Genomic DNA, 20,144 nt, shown 5'->3' on the forward strand with positions numbered 1-20,144 from the left:
ATGCTCGCAAAGACGCAAAGTCGCCAATTTTGTTAAAAAATTTAAGTAGAAAAATCTTTGCGTCTCTGCGACTTTGCGCGATTAAAAACATATAGAAATAAAAAAACTTTGCGGTTAAAATAACCCCCATTACATTGCAAACGAAAAAGGTCTGACGATTGTCAAACCTTTTCCTTTACTAATTCAAAAGCTATCCAAAAAAAAGAATTATTCTGTTTGTTGAAAATCAAAGCTTAAATCTCCCGCATTATAGCTTGAAGACACCATAGTTGGGAATGTCTGTGCTGTTCCCGAAAGCCATCTGTACTCATTAATTGTAATATTTCCTGCCACAATTGGATACGTTACGTTAGAATTATCTGCTTTATTCTTTTTGTACCAATCATTTGAGTTCATGGTAATCATGTATTTTTTGTCTTTTTCTAAAGCCAGCTCGCTAATTTCTTTTGTAACCTGCACATCTGCAGTAACTACGTTTACAGTTTCAGAACGTAAAACTGCTTTAGAAGCAAAATCCCAGATTGTTACCCGAATCGTCGGGTTTGCCGCGGGAAGCTTTAAAGTTAAAGCGTTTATTTTTCCTTTTACGGTTGGCGTAAATACAAGTCCAAATTCGTAATCTCCTGAGTTAATAAAATTGGAAACGGTAGTAAAACCTGTAGCAGTATAATAAGCCGCAAGCGGATTTTCTGTTTCAAATTTTGGCGTATTGTCTTTGTCATCATCACTGCTGCAAGCTGCAGAAAGAGTAATAATTAGAACGGTAATAAAAGTTTTAAAAGCTCTCATGGTATATTATTTTTAGATTAGTTTTTATTTAAATTGATTTAGTTAAGGTTGGATATTAAAATGCGCGCAAACTTCTTCGTAACTCATTTTAGCATAATCCAGTTTTGCTTTTTTTGCTGTAGCAGCTGACGCGCCTCCAGGAATTAAGATATAACGATAGGTAAGAGTTGATGGCAGTCCAACTGTTGTTCCGTCAGCCGCATGTTTAAATCGGAAGATTTTGATTGTATTAAGACTTGCAATGGCTGTAATTGTATTAGCATATCCGCCAGCTGTTGAAGTGTAAGGCAGTGTATAAATATTAACTCCTGATCCAAAAGACATATATACTAAGATGGTTCCTTTAGCCATAATGTCTGCCGTAAGTTGCGGAACAGCAAAAGAAGTAGATAATCCTGACGTTCCGTCTATTGTTTCTGGTGTTCCTGCTGGCGCATTAATCCAGCCGCTATAGATTACATTTGCTGTTCCTGCTGGTCCTTGCGCTCCAGGTGCTCCGTCGACTCCATTTACTCCATCGGTACCGTCATCTGAGCTGCAGGAAATTATTGAAACTGAAATTAGAAAAATGAAAAAAATTGACTTAAAAGTTTTCATAACATTTTGGTTTAAAAAATTTAATTAAATAGTTCTTTTTTAACTTAATAGCTTTTATTTTTGCAACTATCACAAAGGCCATTTTGTTTATTTGTGATAGATTTACAGGACAAAGTTGCCGGATTAAATTCTGTGAAAAAACCGCTAATAGACGAACAGCATTTTAAATAGACAGACGACCTACTTTTGCAATTCAAAGACAGTTTGATGATGAAAAAATACTCTTGCATTATTGTTGACGATGACGAAATAGACAGGCTTACGGCGGTTTCTTATGCCAAGAAGTTTCCTATTCTAGATATTGCAGGCGTTTTTGAATCGGCTGAAGAGGCAGTTCCTTTTTTAGAAAAAGAAAAAATTGACATTCTGTTTCTGGATATCGATATGCCAGGATTAAACGGAATTGAATTTAGAAAACAGGCATTAGAAGTTCCTGTCTGCGTTTTTATAACCGCTCATCCCGAACATGCAGTAGAAAGTTTTCAGATCGAAACTTTAGATTTTATCGTAAAACCTTTAAAACTGGATCGTTTTACCCAAACCATAAATCGGATCGAAGAGTTTATGGAAATTAAACTCAAAGCTTCTCTTTTTGAAGCCAGTATTGGCGGCGATACCATTTATATAAAAGAAGGCCACGAACAGACTAAAGTAAAACTTCACGAAATTTTGTATCTCGAAGCGCTTAAAGATTATACTTTAGTGGTGACAAATCAGAAAAGACATTGTGTTTTATCGAGTATCGGAAATTTGCTGAAAGAAAATCATTTTCAGTCCTTCGTTCGTATTCACAGAAGCTACGCCGTACAGAAGCAATATGTGCAGAAAATCAATTCAAACGAAATCATTTTGAATAATAATGCCGTAATTCCGATTGGAAGAAGTTATAAGGAAAACCTAAACTTAATGGCATGAAAAGCGTAGGGCTACTGCTTTTACTTTTCATTTCTTGGAATGCTTTTGCACAGCAGGAACCTAATTTAGCGCGTTATAAAACAACAGATGAAAAACTGAAAGTCTGGCTTCGATATACTACCCAACTTTTAGAAAAAGAAGATTATTCAAAACTAATAATCGCTGCAGACAAAGGTATTTTGATCGCTAAAAACCAGAATGCTTATAAAAGCCGTTTTTATATTCAAAAAGGACTTGCGTATGAGTTTAGCAACAATCAGTATAAGAATGCGCTGGTAAATTATGAAAACGCATGGAAATATGCTCGAAAAGCGCGCCATTTAAAAAATGAAACCACCGTTTTAATGCGTTTGAACTACGCTTATTATTCGGTTCAGGATACCGTAAAAAGTAAATCTTTAGCCCAATACATTAAAAAGGTTGTTGATACTACCAAAAGCAATTATACCAAAGCTGTTTTGTATGGAAGTTTAGCCGAATATTATCAGGATAATGCCCAATACGAGACTTTTATCAGTTACCAATTAAAAGCGATTTCATATAAAAAACTGCTTAAAAAAGATAAAGTTAATGTGGAAAATATTGGCATTTCCTATCTTCAAATCGGGAGTGCTTATACGAGAATGAAACAATATCAAAAGGCAATCGAATATTTGAACGAAACCAAAAAATATACCATTCATTCTCCTTATGTCAACGCTTTTTTATGCAATTATTACCTGCATTGTTATGGTTCACTAAAAGAAAAAGACAGCATTCAAAAATATTACAACCAAGTATATACTTATCCTACACCAAAAGATTCTTTATTTCTCAATCTAAGTTATGCTAACCGAAGTCTATCGGAATATTATGTCAACGACGGCCAGACTCAAACCGCTTATTATTATGCTAAAAAAGCGGTTTTATTAGGGAAAAAATCCAATGATGAGGATATTATTATGGAAGCCAATGCGATAATGGGAAGAGTTTTGTATGAAAAAGGAGAATACAAAAAAGCCATTGAAACCTTAAAAAAAGCTTCTGTAAATGCCTTAAAATATGATAAAGAATCGTTTGTCAACATCAACAAAAGACTCTCTCAAAGTTTCGCCGCACTCGGACAATGGAAAGAAGCCTATTATTACAACGAAATCTACAGCAAAAACAGCGACGAAATGATGGCTGAATCTGCCAAGCAAAATATTGCCAATGCAGAAGCTAAATTTCAGAACAAAACCAAAGCGCAGGAAATCAAGAATCTTTCGACCGAAAATGCCATTAAAAACATTCAGATTGAAGATGCCAGACAACAGCGTATTTTCCTGACCGCAGGAATTATTCTGGTTCTTATTATCGGATTATTATTATGGAGACAAAGCCAGATCAGGAAAAAAACCAATCTGGAGCTTCAGACACTGAATCAGGAATTGGATGAAGCCAATAAAATAAAGGCGCGATTCTTTAGCATAATAAATCATGATTTGAGAAGTCCGATTTCAAATCTGATTCATTTTCTGCATCTTCAAAAAGAAAATCCCGAATTATTAGACGAAGAAACCGCACTAAGAATGCAAACCAAAATTACGACTGGAGCCGAAAATCTATTGGATTCTATGGAAGATATGCTGCTTTGGAGCAAAGGCCAAATGGAGAATTTTAAACCTCAACCGAGAAAAACAACTGTTTCTTCTATTTTTTATGAAATCCAAAAGCATTTTTCGAGCGCAGAGAATGTCGAAATTATATTCGAAAACCCGGAAAACATCATTCTAGAAACCGACGAAAATTATCTAAAAACCATAATGCGAAACCTAACAGGAAACGCCATAAAAGCTTTAGACAAAACTCCAAACGCACAAATTATTTGGAAAGCCTGGCAGGAAAACGGAAAAAACTTTCTCTCGATTACCGACAACGGCCCAGGCGGCACACAGGAAAAATTCAAAGCCCTTTACGACGAATCTGAAGTAATCGGAATCAAATCGGGCTTGGGTTTACATTTAATTCGAGATCTAGCAAACGCCATAAACTGCAAAATTGAAGTCTGTTCCAAACCAAATGCCGGCGCTACTTTTACATTGATATTCTAGGTTTTTCGCCACGAATTCACGAATTATTGTTATGCTTTAAGAAAAACTCAATTTGCGAAATTCAATTACACAAAAATATTAGTGCCAATTCGTGAATTCGTGGCGAAAAAATCCTTTTTAATCTGCGTAATCTGTGGCAAAAAAATAAGCGTCACTTTCATTATAAAAATTCGAGAAATTCATGCAGTAAAAAAATTAGCGTCAATTCGTGAATTCGTGGCGAAAAAAAATAATTCGTGGCAAAAAAAAACAGCCCAATAAAAAAGGCTTGACTCTCGTCAAACCTCTTTTATATCAATTGCAATCTTTGGAGATTACAACAAAGCGTCTAAACTATCTGCGTAGGCTTGTTTCGGAGCAACTCCTACTTGTTTACCTACAACTTCACCGTTTTGGAAAACCAAAACTGTTGGTATGTTACGCACACCGTATTTTGCAGCAAATTCTTGGTTAGCGTCTACATCTACTTTACCAACAACTACTTTACCAGCGTACTCTTCGCTTAATTGGTCAATGATTGGACCAACCATTCTACAAGGACCACACCATGCTGCCCAAAAATCTACCATTACTGGTTTATCTGATTTTAAAACTACTTCATCAAAAGTAGCATCTGTTATTGCTAATGCCATAATATATTAAGATTAAATTATGTCTGAATTATTAACTTTCAAACTACAGTACAAATTTAAAAATTTAAAACAAATCAAACACCATTACTAAATTAGTTTTCATTATAAATGTATTGTCATTAATTATATACTGTAAATACATTTTTGTTCTATTTATAAAGTTCGTATTAATTTGAATATCAAAAATTTAAATTAAAGTTAAATTTTTATAGTATCTTTAATGTCAACAAATTTGATTTTAATGCCGGAAACTTTACTTCAAATAAAGACCTTTTTCCAATCTGAACGTTTTAAAAAATATGCCAAACGCTTCGGATTTTTTATTTTGGGATTATTTGCTATTCTCCTACTTGCCTGCGGAGCCCTGTCGATTTACTTCAACCAAAATAAAGCCGAAATTATAGCCAAAGTCAACACCAAAATCAATGAAAATATCAATGGCAAATTTCACGTAACCGATTTCCATTATAAGTTTCTCACGGGTTTTCCCAATTTTACGCTTGCGCTTAATGAGGTCGAAATTAAAGACAATAAATGGCCGAGCCACAAACATACTTTACTGAAAGCAAAAGAAATAGAAGCGCGTTTAAACATCTGGAGTTTACTGCAGCACGAAATTAATATTCATAAAATCTTAATTAACGACGCCAATATTTATATTTATAAAGCCGAAGACGGTTATTCTAATGTCAATATTTTCAAGCCCAAAAAGAAAAAACCGCAAACCAATACAGATAAGCCAGAAACCACGATAGACGAAATCAACCTCAACCGAGTTCATGTAATTATCGACAACCATTTGGGACATAAATTGTTTGATTTTGATGTCGCAAATTTAGAATCTAAAGTCAATTATGACGATGACAACTGGCAGACGAATCTGTTTTTGAAAACCAAAATCAATAGTCTGGCTTTTAATACCGTTCATGGAAGTTTTGCTAAAGAAAAAATACTCGAAGGCAAATTTGATATTTCGTATTCTGAAGGCAATCAGAAAATTGACATTCATACCAAAAATCTTAAAATTGGTTCTGACACTTTTGATATTGTAGCTTTCTTTAATATCGGAAAAGGAAATTCGCTTTTCGGAATCAATATCGGAACGGATATTTTATGGCGAAATGCTTCCAATTTATTATCGGCAAACATTAGTTCGAAGCTTAATCAATTCGATTTAAAGAAACCGATTAAAGTAAACTGCGACATCAAAGGCGATCTGAATGTAGAAGGCGACCCAAAAATTGTGGTGCAGGCCGACATTCGAAACAACGAATTGACAATTCCCGATGGTTTGTTTACCAATTGCTCTTTTAAAGGAATTTTTACCAATAATTTCAAACCCGAAAAAGGTTTCAGCGACCCAAATTCTGCCATTATTTTAACTCATTTTAAAGCAGAATACGAGACTATTCCGCTGACAATTGCCCAAGCCGTTATCAATGATCTCGAAAAACCAATTGCAACAGGAGTTGTAAATGCTGATTTTGACGTATCAAAACTCAACGGAATGGCCAACAATAAAATTCTCCATTTTGAAAGCGGTCATGCCAAAGCCAATTTAAAATTTCAGTTTGATATTGTCAATTTGTATATCAACAGACCACGTTTTACTGGCGATGTTGACATTGACGACACAACTTTTGATTATTTTCCGAAAAACATCAGAGCCGAAAAAACAGACGTACAATTATCGTTTACCGAACAGGCGCTTTACATTAAAAAGATTGCCTACAAACACAAAAATAATATCATCCGCATTGATGGAAAAATCGATAATTTCTTGAATCTCTATTATGACGCACCAGAAAAAATGGTCGTAAACTGGAATATTTATTGCCCGCATATCGATGTAAAACAATTTTTGGGTGTACTCAAACAAAGTCCTGCCCAAAAGAAAATAGCACAGAAAAAACCCGCTAAAGGAAATGTCAATTTTATGACGCAGTTAAAACCGGTAATTGATAAATGTACGGCAATAATTAACCTCAAAGCAGACAAAATCACTTACGGATCATTAACGGCAACAAACACCCGAGCGACTTTGCAAATGCTGAATTCTAAAGTGCTGCTCCAAAACGGAACCCTACAAACCTCTGGCGGAAGCATCAATTTTAGCGGTTCTGTACAGCCAAGCGGCAATCATTATGTTTTTAGTTCAAATGCTCAGGTAAACCGCGTAGATATTGCCAGTTTCTTAAGATCGTTCAACAACTTCGGAATCACCTCTTTTAGTCCGAAAAATATTCGCGGCCGATTAACCAGTAATGCCAATGTTGTCGGTTTAATGAGTAGTAAAGGCGATTTAATTGTCAATTCGATGAAAGGAAAACTGGATTTTAATGTCAATCAAGGCGCACTGCTCAACTTTGAACCAATTATGAAAGTCGGCAAATTTGCTTTTCCGCTTCGCGATGTAGAGAATATAACTTTCAGCGATTTATCTGGTTCGCTCAATCTTCGCGGAGAACAAATTGATGTCCATAAACTTACCATAAGTTCCAGCGTTCTCAACCTTGATGCCGAAGGCATTTATTCTTTCGGCCGAGGCACGAATCTCGCCCTCACCGTTCCGCTAAGAAATTCTAAAAACGACGCCAAACTCGCCACCAAAGCCGAACGAAAAGCCGTTCGCGAACGCGGTATTGTCCTGCATCTTATTGCTTATGATAATGAAGGGAAGATGAAGATTAAGTGGGGGAAGAAGGGGAAATGATGAAATTCTCAACATATTGACATTTTAAAAGTACAATATTTTAATTAAAACCTTTTATATTTGTCAATAAATTACTATAATATCTGCCTTTATTTCTTTAAAACTTTAGTTTTTTGCAATAAAGGAAAATTATAATTGAAACCCAAAAACCAAAAATAAATCTTTTAAAAACCATAAAGTGAATATTGAAGAAGAATTCTTAAAGTTCAGAGGAAAAAAAAATATTTTCCCTCATGATAAAAATTATATTAGTTACTACGAAATCCTAAAAGAAAAATTTGATAAAGATGTTCATCCTGAAGTTAAATCAAAAATTTTAGAAATTGAAAAAAGTGGTTATTATAATGATCATGGGATTGATCATATCAAAATGGTAATTGATAGGGTTTCCAAAATTATTGAATGCTTAAATCCTACTTTTAAGAAAGAAAAGAATAAATATCACATAACCCCTTATGAATTATTTATTTTATTAATGGCTATTAATCTCCACGATACGGGTCACTTAATTGCAAGCAGAGCAGATCATGCAAAAGCAGGAAAATCACTTCTAGCCAAATTTGATAAAGATAATTTACTGAGCGCTGCAGAAAAAACAATTATTGGAAATATTGCGCAAGCACATGGCGGAAAAGATGATCCCATCGGAAAGCTAGAAAAAGTTATGAACCTTTCACATCAAGAAATAAGGCCTCAATTTTTAGCCGCCCTTTTGAGATTGGGTGATGAATTAGCTGAAGACGAAACAAGAGCGTCTGGTTTCTTATTAGAAATTGGGCAAATTGAAAAAACAAGTGTAATTTTCCATTTATATTCAGCAAGTTTAAATAGTGTCACTCTTAATAGTAATGAAATTTCTTTAGATTTTTATCTAACCGACAAGTACTTAGATAGAGCTTTTGAAAAACAAACTAACGAGGGAATAGTCGAAGAATATATAATAAATGAAATATATACTCGTACTCAAAAAACATTATTAGAGTCTCTATATTGCTCTAGGTTTCTTCCTGAAAATGCTAGATTTAACAAGGTTAAAGTGAAAATAAATTTGCTAAAGTTAGATAGTCATGAAGAAATTATGCCTGCTATTGGATATAAATTAAAAGAAAATGGTTATCCATTTATAACAGAAGAGGATATCTACAAAAGATGCGAAAGCCTTTCAATAATGGGCGAAAAAATTGATGGAAAATATGTCGCAGATCTTATTAAAGAACAAGAAAAATCTAGAAAAAATGAAAAATCCATTTGAAGTAAACACACCCGAAGGAATTAATGCTGAAGATGTTCATGATCTATTTGTAGATGTTTTTTCTGATTTTCATCAGGTACCAAAATCAGGGCATACTTTCTTGAATGGTCCAAGAGGATCTGGAAAGAGTATGATGTTTAGGTACATGATGCCAAATTGTCAAAGAATAATAAAATTAGACGATGACACTATTAGATATAAAGAATTTTCAGAACTAGATTATTTTTCTTTATATGTACCCATAAAACTTACGGATATAAATTTAAAAGAATTTGAAAAATTTAAAAATGATGCAAGTATTTTTATCAATGAGCATTTGTTAACTAGTTACATTGCTTCAAAATGTTTTCTAGAATTTTCTACTCTTGATGAAAATCTAGATAAATATATTGATGAAATATCTCATTTTTATAAAGATACATTCTTATGGTATTTAGAATTAACTGGATTTGACATTTCGAAATATGAAAACCTTGACTTCAAATCTGCTAAAGAGTATTTCGCACAAATGGTAAAACTAATGGATAAAGTTTTTATTACTTGTAAAAAATACTGGGTAAATCTGGCAATAAATCCTAATGAAAGTGGATCTTATAACGGATCTTTATGCAATTATTTAGATTTTTTACTTCCGATATTAAAAGAAATAAAAAAGATGTCTTTCATGCCGCAAAACAAGCCTATTTATTTACTTATTGATGATGCAGGTTATTTAAATAAAACTCAAGCTCAGGTATTAAATACTTGGGTTTCTTATAGAACTTCAAGTGACGTTTGTTTAAAAATCTCTACACAAATTGATTATAAAAGTTATAAAACAACATCTGACAAAACAATTGATTCTCCTCATGATTATTCAGAAGTAAACATTGCGGATATTTACTTAACAACGAACAATAATTATTACAAAAGAGTAGATGAAATTGTAAAAAAGAGAATTAGTAAATTTTTAAAAAAGAATATAGCTTCAGAAGATTTCTTTCCTGCTGATAAAGAACAATTGATTAAACTTCAAGCAATAAAAGAAGATTTGAAAGAAAAGTTTAAAAATAATGATAAAAAACATACTGCAGGGGATGCCGCGAGAAGATATGCAACATCAGAATATTTTAAACAAATTTCTGGAAATTCATCTACTTATAGTTATTCAGGATTCGAAAATCTAGTAGCTATATCTTCAGGGATAATACGCCACTTCTTAGAACCAGCATCAAATATGTTTGCAAATTATCATAAAGACTCTCATTCTATTGATTTTATTCCAGATAATATTCAAAATAACGAGATAAATGAATATTCTAAGAGATTCTTTGAAGAAGAATTTGTTAAAATAAATGAAGAACATGGAAGTAAAAGAAGTGGAGAAAGATTTAGTAAAGCCGATAAGCTTTATAATCTAATTCAAGGACTTGGTGGTGTTTTTAAAAAAATTTTTATGTCTAATAGAACTGAAAGAATTGTTTTTTCAGTAGCACTAAATAATTTACCAGATGCTGAATTAAGTGAAATTATTGATTTGGCCGTTCATTATGGTTATCTTCATAGAAGTACAATTGGAAATAAACAAGGTACTGGAAGAAATAAACTTTATATCCTTAGCAGAACTTTGGCTCCGTACTTTAAATTAGATCCCACAGGAATAAAAGGTTATAGATTTATGAGTTCTGAACAATTAAAAATCAGCTTAACTAATCCTAAAAAATTTATTGACGACGTTTCAAAAAGCCTAGACAATGAATTGGATAATGTCGCTCCAACTTTATTTGACAATATTGAAATTTAGAAAGAATTATGAAAATAAAAAACATAGATATTGCAAAATACCTTGGCAAAATAGATTTACTATTTCTGTCATCTGGATTTGAGGATCGTTCAAAATCATTGAGTCAATGTCTTGACAAATCAAAAATCACTAAGACTGTTTTATTTCATTTAGAAGACAATTATACTTTAGCAGTTAATAATAAGGATCAGATGATTTCCTTACTAGACATAAATGATCTGATTGAATATCCAAAAAATGATTCATTTAGTACTTTCAATATATTCTATAAAGAAATTGAGACTCTTTTGACAAATATTACAACAAAAAGAAAACTTAAAGTTATTTTAGATGCAACTGCATTCTCAAGAGAAATATTGCTCATCTTAATTAAGGTCTTAACAAGACCGATATTTATAAAAAAACTTGATATTTGTTTCATTCATACTCCTGTACTAGATTATTCAACTGACAAAGGTTTTTGGCTAACAAAGGGCGTTAGAGAAATAAGACCCATTTTTGGTTTTTCAGGAATTATGACTCCTTCAAAAAAGCTATTACTTGTAGTTTTTAATGGCTTTGAAGAAGAAAGAACCGAAATAATAATCGAATCATTTGAACCAAATGCGTTAATATTAGCAAATCCTTCAAAATCTGGGTCAATTAGCTCTCAGATAAAGTGTCTTGTAGATATCAAATATAACAATATAAAAAATAAATTTAAAAATATTCTCGTAGAAGAAAAAGAATTTTCTTGTTTAGAAATTGAAAGTACGATCGCCTTACTTAATGATGTTTATGATAAATACAATGAGGAATATAATATTGCTATTTCTCCATTAAATAATAAAACTTCTACAATTGGAATTGCAATCGCCTCAATTATAAATGATGCTTTTCAAATATGTTATGCATCTGCAAATCAGTACAACATTGACAAAAAATTAACACCTAGTGAATACTTTCTGCTTTATAATTTAAGCGATTTTTATACTGAAAAATCAAAAGAAACTAATACATTATAAATTAAGATTAACAAAAAGCCACTTCCCAGTGGCTTTTCTCATTTCGATAAATTCTACTCAACCTCCAAATAAGGATCCAGAATCTCGGCCAATTTTTTCAGCCAGTAAAAGCTTTCATCCAGATTGATATTTTCTTGTTGCAGAAATTCGTTTTCGTGCATTACGTTTAAGGCAAGAATATAATTTACTTGTCTTAGGGTTTTCGCCATACTTTTCGAATCGATTGAATTGTTGAAGAATTCAGCTAATCTCAATTGGGTTTCTTTGGAAAGGGTGTTTGTACTCATAATCTTGAATTTTAGGAATAAAAAACCCATGTAGCTTAGCTGTCCTGCGCATTCAAGAACGCGCTACGGTTGTTTCCAATACCGTCAGCATACCACATGGGCAAGAATTTTTTTGTGTTCATAATCTTGAATTTTAGGAACTTCAAATATATGAAAAACAAAAATAAATTGTAAGTTTTTTCTTTATTTATAAATTAAAATACTATGAGTATATTTTCACCAATCGAAATTACAAAATTGAAAAATAAATCGTTTAAAATTTCATAATATTTCCTTAACCTACTTGTCTTTTAGTTGTAAAATCGATAAGTTTGAGAATGAATCATTAAAAAATTATCCGTTATGAAAGTACAAATCAATACAGACAAAAACATTGAAGGAAGTGCAAGATTAGAGAGTTATTTTTCTTCAGAAGTTGAAAAAAGTTTAGATCGTTTTCAAGATAAAATTACCCGTGTCGAGATTCATTTTGGTGATGAAAACGGCGAAAAATTCAGCTTGCATGACAAAAAATGTGTGATTGAAGTCCGCCCTGTAAAATTACAGCCTATAACGGTTACAGAACACGCCGAATCGCTTGAGAAAGCTTTCAGTGGTGCATTGGCTAAAGTAAAAAAATCGCTGACTAGCACTTTCGAAAAAATAAAAGAACATTAATTTTTAAACCATATAAGCGATATAAGTTCATTTTTAGTTTCTTACTGAAAAGAATTAATCTCGCAAAGACGCGAAGCCGCAAAGTCTTTATATACTTTGCGGCTTCGTGCTTTTATTAAATAAATGATAAAAACTTAAATTTTCTAAAAATTCAAAGCCTCAAAGTATAAACTTTGAGGCTTTGTTTATTTACAGTAAAAATAAAAAAACTTTAAATTTTCTTATATCACTTATATGGTTCAATTTTTATTTTGGCAATGGAGCTCCAACGGCAACGTCACAACGGTGACCTGGTTTTCCGTGTGGCGGATTCATTCCGTCTGCTACTGTTGCTTCTGTTCCTTCGGTACTCAATAATGCCGGAACTGGATTTGATGCTGGCGGAGGCGTTACCGAAAAGTTTTGTGTAACCGTTCCGCTTTGTGCTGTGTTTGTAGTTGTTGTATTTTTTGCGGGAGGCGAATTTAATGGTGCTCCAACCGGAATATCACATCTGTGTCCTGGCTGTCCATGTGGCGGATTCATTCCTTTTGCTGTTTTAGCAGGAACAGTTGTAGTTGTCACTACTTGAGGCTGTCCTACTTTTACCGTTTGTCCTGTTTGCGTCGCAACCTGACCTTGCTGTGGCGGTGCAGAATTTAAAGGCGCTCCAACCGCAATATCGCAACGATGGCCCGGCTGTCCGTGCGCTGGATTGATTCCTTTGGTGTCACTTAAAACGGTATTTGGATTTGCTGCAGGATTTTGCACCACAGGCGCAGCAGCTTTAGTTGTATCTTTTGCAAGTCCTAACCTTACTAATTCAGATGTTGCTGTACTTTCCTGCGGTTCCAATTCTTTTTTGCAGGAAATAAAAAGTAAAGAAGTAACTGCTAGCGAGCTTAGAAGTATTTTTGCATTCATTGGGGTATTATTTAAGATCAATCAAATATACTTGTTTTTTGAATTTAAATCCTATAAGTAATGTAAGTTCATTTAAAGTTATTTGTTAATGAATTTTAAATGTTGCAAAATGTGATTTCTTTCCTCTCGCAGATCGGACAGGTTTTTTATGTTTCACGCAGATTTTAAATGATTAATGCAGATACCGCAGATTATTATTTTATTAAATAATCTTTTACTATATCTGCTAAAATCTTTCGAATCTGCGTGAAACAAAAACTTAGCGACTCGGCGACTTTGCGAGAAACAACTATCGGCTTTAATTGACTTCCATTGGTTTAAAAAATATTGCGTGCAAAAAAAATTAGCGTCTTGGCGACTTCGTGGCAATAACCAATCCTTTAATTGACTTACATTACTTATATGGTTTAAAAAAAATAATATCTTTAAACTTTAAATTTATATCTCATGAAAAAAATTGCTTTACTTCTTCTATTTATTACCGCTTTCGCGAATGCACAAACCGACAAAAACAAAATCAATCAGACCTTAGACGCTTGGCATAAAGCTGCAGCTGAGGTTAAATTTGACGCTTATTTTAGTGTATTAAATTCAGATGCGATTTATATTGGCACAGATGCTACCGAAAATTGGACCAAAAAAGAATTCGCTGTTTGGGCAAAACCTTTTTTTGATAAAGGAACGACATGGAATTTTAAAGCCTTAGAACGCCATATCTTTTTTGACAAAAGCGGAAAAATTGCTTGGTTTGACGAATTGCTAGACACGCAAATGAAAATCTGCCGTGGTTCTGGAGTTTTGGTTAAAGTGGGTAACGAATGGAAAATTCAGCATTATGTTTTATCAATGACAGTTCCGAATGACGAAGTTGACGCTGTAACCAAGATAAAAGCGCCAATTGAAGATGCTTTGATTGCAAAACTTCAGAAAAAATAAAACATTTTCGACTTTTCTTATTATAAACATAACTTTTTGAGCACTTTAAAAGCATTGTTGATAGACTAATTTTAATTAATTCGTCAAAAACAATGCTTTTTTGTAACTTTAGAATAAGATACTGTCAAAAAAAGAAGCTGTATTTTACAAAATCGATCAAAATAAAAGCCTAACCTCTATTTTAACAGCCTTTAAAACGAGAATATTTATTTTTTTCTAACTTTGACCCCAAAAAAAATAGGGTTAAACAAAGTATTTTAAAAATGAAAATAGAAAAACGCTGGATTATTTCCTTTATTATGATAAGCGTCGTATGTACGATAGGTGCATTTTGGCCGACAGTTACAGAAAATAATTATGTTTTATCAGAATTTGGAACTTTAGATCATATCGTTCCTGCCGATGTTGCCTGGATGCTTACTTCAAGCTGTCTGGTTTTGATCATGACACCAGGATTGTCTTTCTTTTACGGCGGAATGGTAGGAAAGAAAAATGTCATTTCGACCATGCTTCAAAGTTTTATCTGTTTGGGTGTTGTAACGCTTTTATGGGTTGTGGTGGCATTTAGCTTAGCCTTTGGAGAACCAGTCGGATTTGGTTCTGGAGATCATTTTTACAGCTTTTTCGGAAACCCGACCACTTTTGCTTTTATGGATTATGTGGGCGTTCTGCCTCATAAGCAATTGGCAAATACGATTCCGTTTATGCTTTTTGCTTTGTTTCAAATGAAATTTGCCATTATCTGCCCTGCGATCATTACAGGTTCGTTTGCAGAACGCGTTCGTTTTATTTCTTATTTAGTATTCATCAGTTTATTTACCATATTTATTTATGCTCCTTTATGTCACGCCGTTTGGTATCCGACGGGTGTTTTAGGAAGCTATTTTGGAGTTAAAGATTTTGCAGGAGGAACTGTGGTGCACATGAGTTCTGGTTTTGCAGCTTTGGCCGGAGTTATTGTTTTAGGAAAAAGAAAAAACAGCCAGCATATTCCAACCAATATTCCGTTTGTATTATTAGGAACTGGAATGCTTTGGTTTGGATGGTTTGGATTTAATGCTGGATCTGCTCTTGCTGCCAACGGAACTGCCGCTATGGCTTTTGCTACAACTACCACTTCATCTGCTGCAGCGATGCTAACTTGGATTTTCTTTGACCGAATGAACGGAAGAAAAGTTTCGGCTCTTGGGGCTTGTATCGGGGCGGTTGTTGGTTTAGTGGCCATTACACCTGCCGCAGGATTTGTTTCGGTTCCAGAAAGTATGTTCTTCGGATTCATCACAGCTTTGGTTTCTAATACGGCTGTAAACTGCAAATATTCTAAAAGATTCGACGATACGCTTGACGTTTTTGCTTGCCACGGTGTTGGTGGAATTATGGGAATGATCTTAACAGCCGTTTTTGCTCACGGCGAAAATGCAAGTTTACTTCACGGCGGTTGGAATGTTTTCGGACACCACATGATGGCATTGGTTTTGGTTTCGATCTTTACTTTCTTCGGAGCTTATTTCTTGTTTAAAGTAACCAATTTTATTATTCCACTAAGAGTTTCAGAAGAATCAGAACACATCGGATTGGATTTATCGCAACACGATGAATCTCTTGATCCGAAAGCACAGCCAATAACAGAACCACATTACGGTTAATTTTTTTTTTCGCCACGAATTCACGAATTTTATTTTTAAAAACAATTCGTGAATTCGTGGCGGAAAACTTTTAAGCCACAGATTGCACAGATTCTCACAGATTAAAAAATAAAATCCATATAATCTGTAGCAAAAAAATATCAAGAATAATTCGTGAATCCGTGGCGAAAAAAATCTACACACAGTTAAAATCCGTTTAATCTGTGCAATCTGTGGCAAAAAAATAAACTAAGAATAATTCGGGAATTCGTGGCGAAAAAATATACGCACAGTTAAAAATCCGTGTAATCTGTGTAATCTGTGGCGAAAAAGAAATCAGAGTAATTCGTGAATTCGTGGCGAAAAAATTTACGCCCAGTTAAAAATCCATTTTAATCTGTGAAATCTGTGGCAAAAGAAAAATCAAGAATAATTCGTGAATTCATGGCGAAAGAACTTTTAAACCTAATTCCGCTATTTTCATTCGTTTATATTCCTTAATTTTGCGGAAAATTTTTGTAAAAGTGGGAAGTAAAAATAAACTAAAAAGATTCAGAGAAAACGAAACATTTGAAAACGTTTTTCAGCCAACCAGAGAAGAAGTTGTAGGCAATTTAATGCCTTTAAGAGGAAAATGGAATTCTGATTTCTTTAAAAATGATAATCCATTAGTTTTAGAATTAGGATGCGGAAAGGGAGAATATTCTGTTGGATTAGCAGAGAAATACCCCGACAAAAATTTTATCGGAATCGATATTAAAGGAGCACGTTTCTGGAGAGGTGCCAAAACTGCTGTAGAAAATGGTCTTCACAATGTGGCATTCGTTCGTACACAAATCGAATTGATCAATCATATTTTTGCTGAAGGCGAAGTGGACGAAATCTGGATTACTTTCCCAGATCCGCAAATCAAATACAAGAGAACAAAACACAGAATGACCAATTCTGAGTTCCTGCAATTGTACAAAAAAATCCTGAAAAAAGACGGTGTCGTAAATCTTAAAACCGATAGTGAATTCATGCACGGTTACACGCTTGGATTACTTCACGGAGAAGGCCACGAGGTTCTTTATGCCAATCATAATGTTTACAAAAACGAGGGAAGCCCAGAAGTGGTAACTTCGATCCAAACTTTTTATGAAAAACAATATTTAGAAATTAACAAGGCAATTACGTATATTCGTTTCAAAATTAAAGACTAGCTTTAATTTTGAAACCTTTATCTAACCGATTTAATTACTAAATGACCTACCTTACTCCATTACTTTCAGGTTTTATTGCTGCCGCTATTGGGACAATTCCGCCAGGATTGCTCAATATGACAGCTGCCAAAATAAAAATGAAAGAAGGGAAAAAGAATGCTATTTGGTTTGTAATCGGTGCTGTTTTAGTTCTTTTTTTTCAGGCGTATGTGGCAGTATTGTTTGCACGCGTTATAGATAATCGCCCAGACGTTGTCATACTTTTGCGCGAAGCTGGTTTTGTCATTTTTGCAATCTTAACTATTTACTTTTTCTTTTTTGCAAAAGAACCAATAGCCAAGAAAAAAACAAAGATCAAAAAGAGCAGTAAAAAAAGTCGTTTCTTTCTAGGAATGCTGCTTTCTGGACTGAATTTCTTTCCTATTCCGTACTATGTTGTTGTCAGCGTGACGTTGGCCTCGTATCATCTTTTTGTATTCGAAAACGCGATTATTTTGACTTTTGTTTCTGGTTCTGTTCTTGGAGCTTTTATCATTTTATACAGCTATATCGCTTTCTTTGGAAGAATAGAAAAGAAAACCGATTACTTTATGCGTAACATGAATGCTATAATCGGAACCATTACTGGATTAGTTGCCCTTGCGACACTTTTTAATATCTTGAATTATTACTTCGGATAAAATTTATGCCACAGATTAAAGGATTAAAAATGATTCTTTCTTTTTTTGTGATTAAATTTTTACGCAGATTTCCCAGATTTAGCAGATAAATAGTAATTTTAGAATCCTTTTAATCCTTTTATCCCGATAGCTATCGGGAGTAGCAAAATAATTATGGCTGAAGAGAATTTTTTCGAAAGAGTTTATGTAATCGCCAGACAAATTCCGTTTGGAAAAGTAACTTCTTATGGCGCTATCGCAAAAGCTTTAGGCACAGCTCGTTCTGCACGAATGGTCGGCTGGGCAATGAACGCCTGTCATAATATGGATGATGTTCCTGCACACCGAGTAGTCAACCAAAAAGGACTTTTGACTGGAAAACACCATTTTGACGGAACGAATTTAATGCAGCAGCTTTTAGAAAATGAAGGCATTAAAGTTGTCAACAATCAGATTGTCGATTTTGAAAAACATTTTTGGAAACCTGAAATTCAGGGGTGATTTTTTTTGAACCATATAAGTCATGTAAGTTTTTTTTAATCTCGCAAAGTCGCAGAGGTACAAAGCTTTTTTGTTTCACGCAGATTCTGCAGATTAGAGCAGATTTAATTTGATTTTTTATAATACAATCTGCGCGATCTGCTTAAATCTTTTTAAATCAGCGTGAAACATTTTTTTGCGACTTCGCGACTTTGCGAGAGATTCGACAAAAATTAATGATTTACTTTTTAAATGAACTTAAATCGCTTATATGGTTTAAAAAAATTAAATCAAGCATATCACAAAACTTGTTTGATCTTCATCGGTTTGATAGCTTAAATAACCGCCGTGCGCTTCAATGATATTTTTAGAAAGCGTTAACCCGATTCCGGCGCCGTCTTTTCTTGTGGTGAAAAATGGCAAGAAAACTTTATCTCTAATCTCAGCATCTACTCCTTTTCCGTTGTCAGAAATCACGATAAAAAAGCGGTTGTTTTCGGTATAGCTGGAAATAATCAGTTTCTTTTCTTCTTTTTCTTTTAAAGCATGAATACTATTGGTAATCAAATTGATAATTACTTGTTCCATCTGATTTTTATCAATCAGAATAGAGCGTGAACTATGAATTTCATTGATTAATTCTATTCCTTCTTCTTTCAAAATCGGACTCATTATGCGCAAGCAATCTTCAAACAAAGCATTTATCGGTGTCATTTGCTTGTTGGGAGTCGGAAGCATGGCCAATTTGCGGTAATTTTCGACAAAAAACTGCAAATGATCACTTCTGTTTATGATCGTCGAAATACTGCTTTTAATGTCTTCAAAATCATCTTCTTCCAATTCTTCCTGATCTACAATATGAAGTAAATTCTGCGAAAGCGCCCGAATTGGCGTTAAAGAATTCATTAATTCATGCGAAATAATTTTCATTAAATTAATCCAAGCTTCTTTTTCTTTTTTCTCAATAACACGCTGAATACTATCCAATAAAATAATAAAATATTCTTTGTTATAGGTTTGCGTGCGAGAAGTCTGTAACATAAAAGTCTGCAAATCCTGATCTTCTATTTTAATCGAAATTGCCGTTTTAAGTTCGCTAAAATCTACGTTTTCGATTTCAGCACAAAGACTTGGAAGATAATTTTTAAGGTATTTCCAATGACTTACTTTCGGTACTTTAAACAAACTCGAAAAACAATCGTTCATAATGAAAATCGACCAGCTGTCTTCTTCTTTTTCTAAAATGAGAGCGGCAGTATCGATACTGTTCAAAATCGAACGATAGATTAATTCTTTGGAAATCTGCTCTTGTTTCTGAACCTTTAAAGTATCGTATAAAAGATATAAACTATTAAAATTGTCTTTTTTATGCTCTTCTGGAAAATGGGCAGAAAAGTCGTCGTGCAAAATGGAATTAATTGTTTTATCATAAAACATCAATTGATTTTTGACAAAAAAATACATTTCGAACAGAAATATCAAAACAAAAGCGCCGACTAGAATCCCGTTGAATTGAAACCCTTTATAAAACAACAAAGCACTGCAGAGAAATAGTGCCATTACAAACACAACTCTTATAAACAATGCATTATAAAATTTCCAATTCTTCATTTATTTTATTTGAATTGCCTCCAGCTT

General features: G+C 33.6%; 18 protein-coding genes. 12 read left to right on the plus strand and 6 right to left on the minus strand.

Features of this window, described 5'->3' with window-relative positions; genetic code table 11:
• Window positions 1-207 precede the first annotated feature (207 nt).
• Together ACWA1F_RS01710 and ACWA1F_RS01715 are read right to left on the minus strand one after the other, a co-directional pair.
• Window positions 208-789: a hypothetical protein gene (locus ACWA1F_RS01710; RefSeq protein WP_456891107.1), complete on the minus strand. Its 582-nt coding sequence runs from the start codon at window positions 787-789 to the stop codon at window positions 208-210.
• Window positions 790-831: 42 nt separating this feature from the next.
• Window positions 832-1,386, minus strand: a complete 555-nt coding sequence (locus ACWA1F_RS01715) for a hypothetical protein (RefSeq protein ID WP_456891109.1) — start codon at window positions 1,384-1,386, stop codon at window positions 832-834.
• A 207-nt stretch (window positions 1,387-1,593) separates the two neighbouring features.
• Here ACWA1F_RS01715 and ACWA1F_RS01720 point away from each other — a divergent pair, with 207 nt between their 5' ends.
• Window positions 1,594-2,301 carry a LytR/AlgR family response regulator transcription factor gene (locus ACWA1F_RS01720; RefSeq protein ID WP_456891111.1) on the plus strand — a complete coding sequence of 236 codons (708 nt, stop codon included), beginning with the start codon at window positions 1,594-1,596 and terminating at the stop codon, window positions 2,299-2,301.
• Window positions 2,298-4,373 carry a tetratricopeptide repeat-containing sensor histidine kinase gene (locus tag ACWA1F_RS01725; RefSeq protein ID WP_456891113.1) on the plus strand — a complete coding sequence of 692 codons (2,076 nt, stop codon included), beginning with the start codon at window positions 2,298-2,300 and terminating at the stop codon, window positions 4,371-4,373. The genes ACWA1F_RS01720 and ACWA1F_RS01725 overlap by 4 nt, the downstream gene beginning before the upstream one ends.
• 314 nt (window positions 4,374-4,687) lie before the next feature.
• Here the strand turns inward: ACWA1F_RS01725 and trxA are convergent, their stop codons facing one another.
• Window positions 4,688-5,005, minus strand: a complete 318-nt coding sequence (trxA, locus tag ACWA1F_RS01730) for a thioredoxin (RefSeq protein WP_008466289.1) — start codon at window positions 5,003-5,005, stop codon at window positions 4,688-4,690.
• 241 nt (window positions 5,006-5,246) lie between these two features.
• Here trxA and ACWA1F_RS01735 point away from each other — a divergent pair, with 241 nt between their 5' ends.
• The 4 genes from ACWA1F_RS01735 (at window position 5,247) to ACWA1F_RS01750 (ending at window position 11,757) form a co-directional block, all read left to right on the plus strand.
• Window positions 5,247-7,718 carry an AsmA family protein gene (locus tag ACWA1F_RS01735; RefSeq protein WP_456891116.1) on the plus strand — a complete coding sequence of 824 codons (2,472 nt, stop codon included), beginning with the start codon at window positions 5,247-5,249 and terminating at the stop codon, window positions 7,716-7,718.
• Between the two features lie 178 nt (window positions 7,719-7,896).
• Entirely contained in the window at window positions 7,897-8,970 is a 1,074-nt protein-coding gene (locus ACWA1F_RS01740; protein WP_456891118.1) for an HD domain-containing protein, read from the plus strand.
• Window positions 8,954-10,753: an ORC-CDC6 family AAA ATPase gene (locus ACWA1F_RS01745; RefSeq protein WP_456891120.1), complete on the plus strand. Its 1,800-nt coding sequence runs from the start codon at window positions 8,954-8,956 to the stop codon at window positions 10,751-10,753. The genes ACWA1F_RS01740 and ACWA1F_RS01745 overlap by 17 nt, the downstream gene beginning before the upstream one ends.
• Before the next feature lie 8 nt (window positions 10,754-10,761).
• A complete protein-coding gene (locus tag ACWA1F_RS01750) occupies window positions 10,762-11,757 on the plus strand; it encodes a hypothetical protein (RefSeq protein WP_456891122.1) in 996 nt (331 codons plus the stop codon).
• Between the two features lie 53 nt (window positions 11,758-11,810).
• Here ACWA1F_RS01750 and ACWA1F_RS01755 read toward each other — a convergent pair whose 3' ends face one another.
• The gene (locus tag ACWA1F_RS01755) at window positions 11,811-12,044 is read right to left on the minus strand and encodes a hypothetical protein (protein ID WP_456891124.1); all 234 of its coding nucleotides are present in this window, start codon (window positions 12,042-12,044) and stop codon (window positions 11,811-11,813) included.
• A 342-nt stretch (window positions 12,045-12,386) separates the two neighbouring features.
• On the opposite strand from ACWA1F_RS01755, the gene ACWA1F_RS01760 reads away from it, so the two are divergent.
• Entirely contained in the window at window positions 12,387-12,701 is a 315-nt protein-coding gene (locus ACWA1F_RS01760; protein WP_306154800.1) for an HPF/RaiA family ribosome-associated protein, read from the plus strand.
• Window positions 12,702-12,947: 246 nt separating this feature from the next.
• On the opposite strand, the gene ACWA1F_RS01765 is transcribed toward ACWA1F_RS01760, so the two are convergent.
• Window positions 12,948-13,604, minus strand: a complete 657-nt coding sequence (locus ACWA1F_RS01765; protein WP_456891126.1) for a hypothetical protein — start codon at window positions 13,602-13,604, stop codon at window positions 12,948-12,950.
• Between the two features lie 447 nt (window positions 13,605-14,051).
• Between ACWA1F_RS01765 and ACWA1F_RS01770 the strand changes: the two genes are divergently transcribed.
• The 5 genes from ACWA1F_RS01770 (at window position 14,052) to ACWA1F_RS01790 (ending at window position 18,527) form a co-directional block, all read left to right on the plus strand.
• Window positions 14,052-14,540: a nuclear transport factor 2 family protein gene (locus ACWA1F_RS01770; RefSeq protein WP_456891128.1), complete on the plus strand. Its 489-nt coding sequence runs from the start codon at window positions 14,052-14,054 to the stop codon at window positions 14,538-14,540.
• A 263-nt stretch (window positions 14,541-14,803) separates the two neighbouring features.
• Window positions 14,804-16,186 carry an ammonium transporter gene (locus ACWA1F_RS01775; protein ID WP_306154795.1) on the plus strand — a complete coding sequence of 461 codons (1,383 nt, stop codon included), beginning with the start codon at window positions 14,804-14,806 and terminating at the stop codon, window positions 16,184-16,186.
• A gap of 503 nt (window positions 16,187-16,689) precedes the next feature.
• Complete coding sequence (trmB, locus tag ACWA1F_RS01780) at window positions 16,690-17,367, plus strand: tRNA (guanosine(46)-N7)-methyltransferase TrmB (protein WP_306154793.1); 678 nt, start codon at window positions 16,690-16,692, stop codon at window positions 17,365-17,367.
• A gap of 41 nt (window positions 17,368-17,408) precedes the next feature.
• Window positions 17,409-18,047 carry a LysE family transporter gene (locus tag ACWA1F_RS01785; protein WP_456891131.1) on the plus strand — a complete coding sequence of 213 codons (639 nt, stop codon included), beginning with the start codon at window positions 17,409-17,411 and terminating at the stop codon, window positions 18,045-18,047.
• 153 nt (window positions 18,048-18,200) lie between these two features.
• Window positions 18,201-18,527 (plus strand): MGMT family protein, encoded by a 327-nt coding sequence (locus ACWA1F_RS01790; protein ID WP_286968192.1) that lies wholly within the window; start codon window positions 18,201-18,203, stop codon window positions 18,525-18,527.
• A 264-nt stretch (window positions 18,528-18,791) separates the two neighbouring features.
• On the opposite strand, the gene ACWA1F_RS01795 is transcribed toward ACWA1F_RS01790, so the two are convergent.
• Window positions 18,792-20,117, minus strand: a complete 1,326-nt coding sequence (locus tag ACWA1F_RS01795) for a sensor histidine kinase (RefSeq protein ID WP_456891133.1) — start codon at window positions 20,115-20,117, stop codon at window positions 18,792-18,794.
• Window positions 20,118-20,144 lie beyond the last annotated feature (27 nt).

This window comes from Flavobacterium erigeronis, from assembly GCF_054075165.1.

What these genes read in the sequence shown, in the direction of transcription:
- ACWA1F_RS01710 (WP_456891107.1), bottom strand. Translation starts at nt 789, where the DNA reads ATGAGAGCTTTTAAAACTTTTATTACCGTTCTAATTATTACTCTTTCT.
- ACWA1F_RS01715 (WP_456891109.1), bottom strand. Translation starts at nt 1,386, where the DNA reads ATGAAAACTTTTAAGTCAATTTTTTTCATTTTTCTAATTTCAGTTTCA.
- ACWA1F_RS01720 (WP_456891111.1), top strand. Translation starts at nt 1,594, where the DNA reads ATGATGAAAAAATACTCTTGCATTATTGTTGACGATGACGAAATAGAC.
- ACWA1F_RS01725 (WP_456891113.1), top strand. Translation starts at nt 2,298, where the DNA reads ATGAAAAGCGTAGGGCTACTGCTTTTACTTTTCATTTCTTGGAATGCT.
- trxA (WP_008466289.1), bottom strand. Translation starts at nt 5,005, where the DNA reads ATGGCATTAGCAATAACAGATGCTACTTTTGATGAAGTAGTTTTAAAA.
- ACWA1F_RS01735 (WP_456891116.1), top strand. Translation starts at nt 5,247, where the DNA reads ATGCCGGAAACTTTACTTCAAATAAAGACCTTTTTCCAATCTGAACGT.
- ACWA1F_RS01745 (WP_456891120.1), top strand. Translation starts at nt 8,954, where the DNA reads ATGAAAAATCCATTTGAAGTAAACACACCCGAAGGAATTAATGCTGAA.
- ACWA1F_RS01750 (WP_456891122.1), top strand. Translation starts at nt 10,762, where the DNA reads ATGAAAATAAAAAACATAGATATTGCAAAATACCTTGGCAAAATAGAT.
- ACWA1F_RS01755 (WP_456891124.1), bottom strand. Translation starts at nt 12,044, where the DNA reads ATGAGTACAAACACCCTTTCCAAAGAAACCCAATTGAGATTAGCTGAA.
- ACWA1F_RS01760 (WP_306154800.1), top strand. Translation starts at nt 12,387, where the DNA reads ATGAAAGTACAAATCAATACAGACAAAAACATTGAAGGAAGTGCAAGA.
- ACWA1F_RS01765 (WP_456891126.1), bottom strand. Translation starts at nt 13,604, where the DNA reads ATGAATGCAAAAATACTTCTAAGCTCGCTAGCAGTTACTTCTTTACTT.
- ACWA1F_RS01770 (WP_456891128.1), top strand. Translation starts at nt 14,052, where the DNA reads ATGAAAAAAATTGCTTTACTTCTTCTATTTATTACCGCTTTCGCGAAT.
- ACWA1F_RS01775 (WP_306154795.1), top strand. Translation starts at nt 14,804, where the DNA reads ATGAAAATAGAAAAACGCTGGATTATTTCCTTTATTATGATAAGCGTC.
- ACWA1F_RS01785 (WP_456891131.1), top strand. Translation starts at nt 17,409, where the DNA reads ATGACCTACCTTACTCCATTACTTTCAGGTTTTATTGCTGCCGCTATT.
- ACWA1F_RS01790 (WP_286968192.1), top strand. Translation starts at nt 18,201, where the DNA reads ATGGCTGAAGAGAATTTTTTCGAAAGAGTTTATGTAATCGCCAGACAA.
- ACWA1F_RS01795 (WP_456891133.1), bottom strand. Translation starts at nt 20,117, where the DNA reads ATGAAGAATTGGAAATTTTATAATGCATTGTTTATAAGAGTTGTGTTT.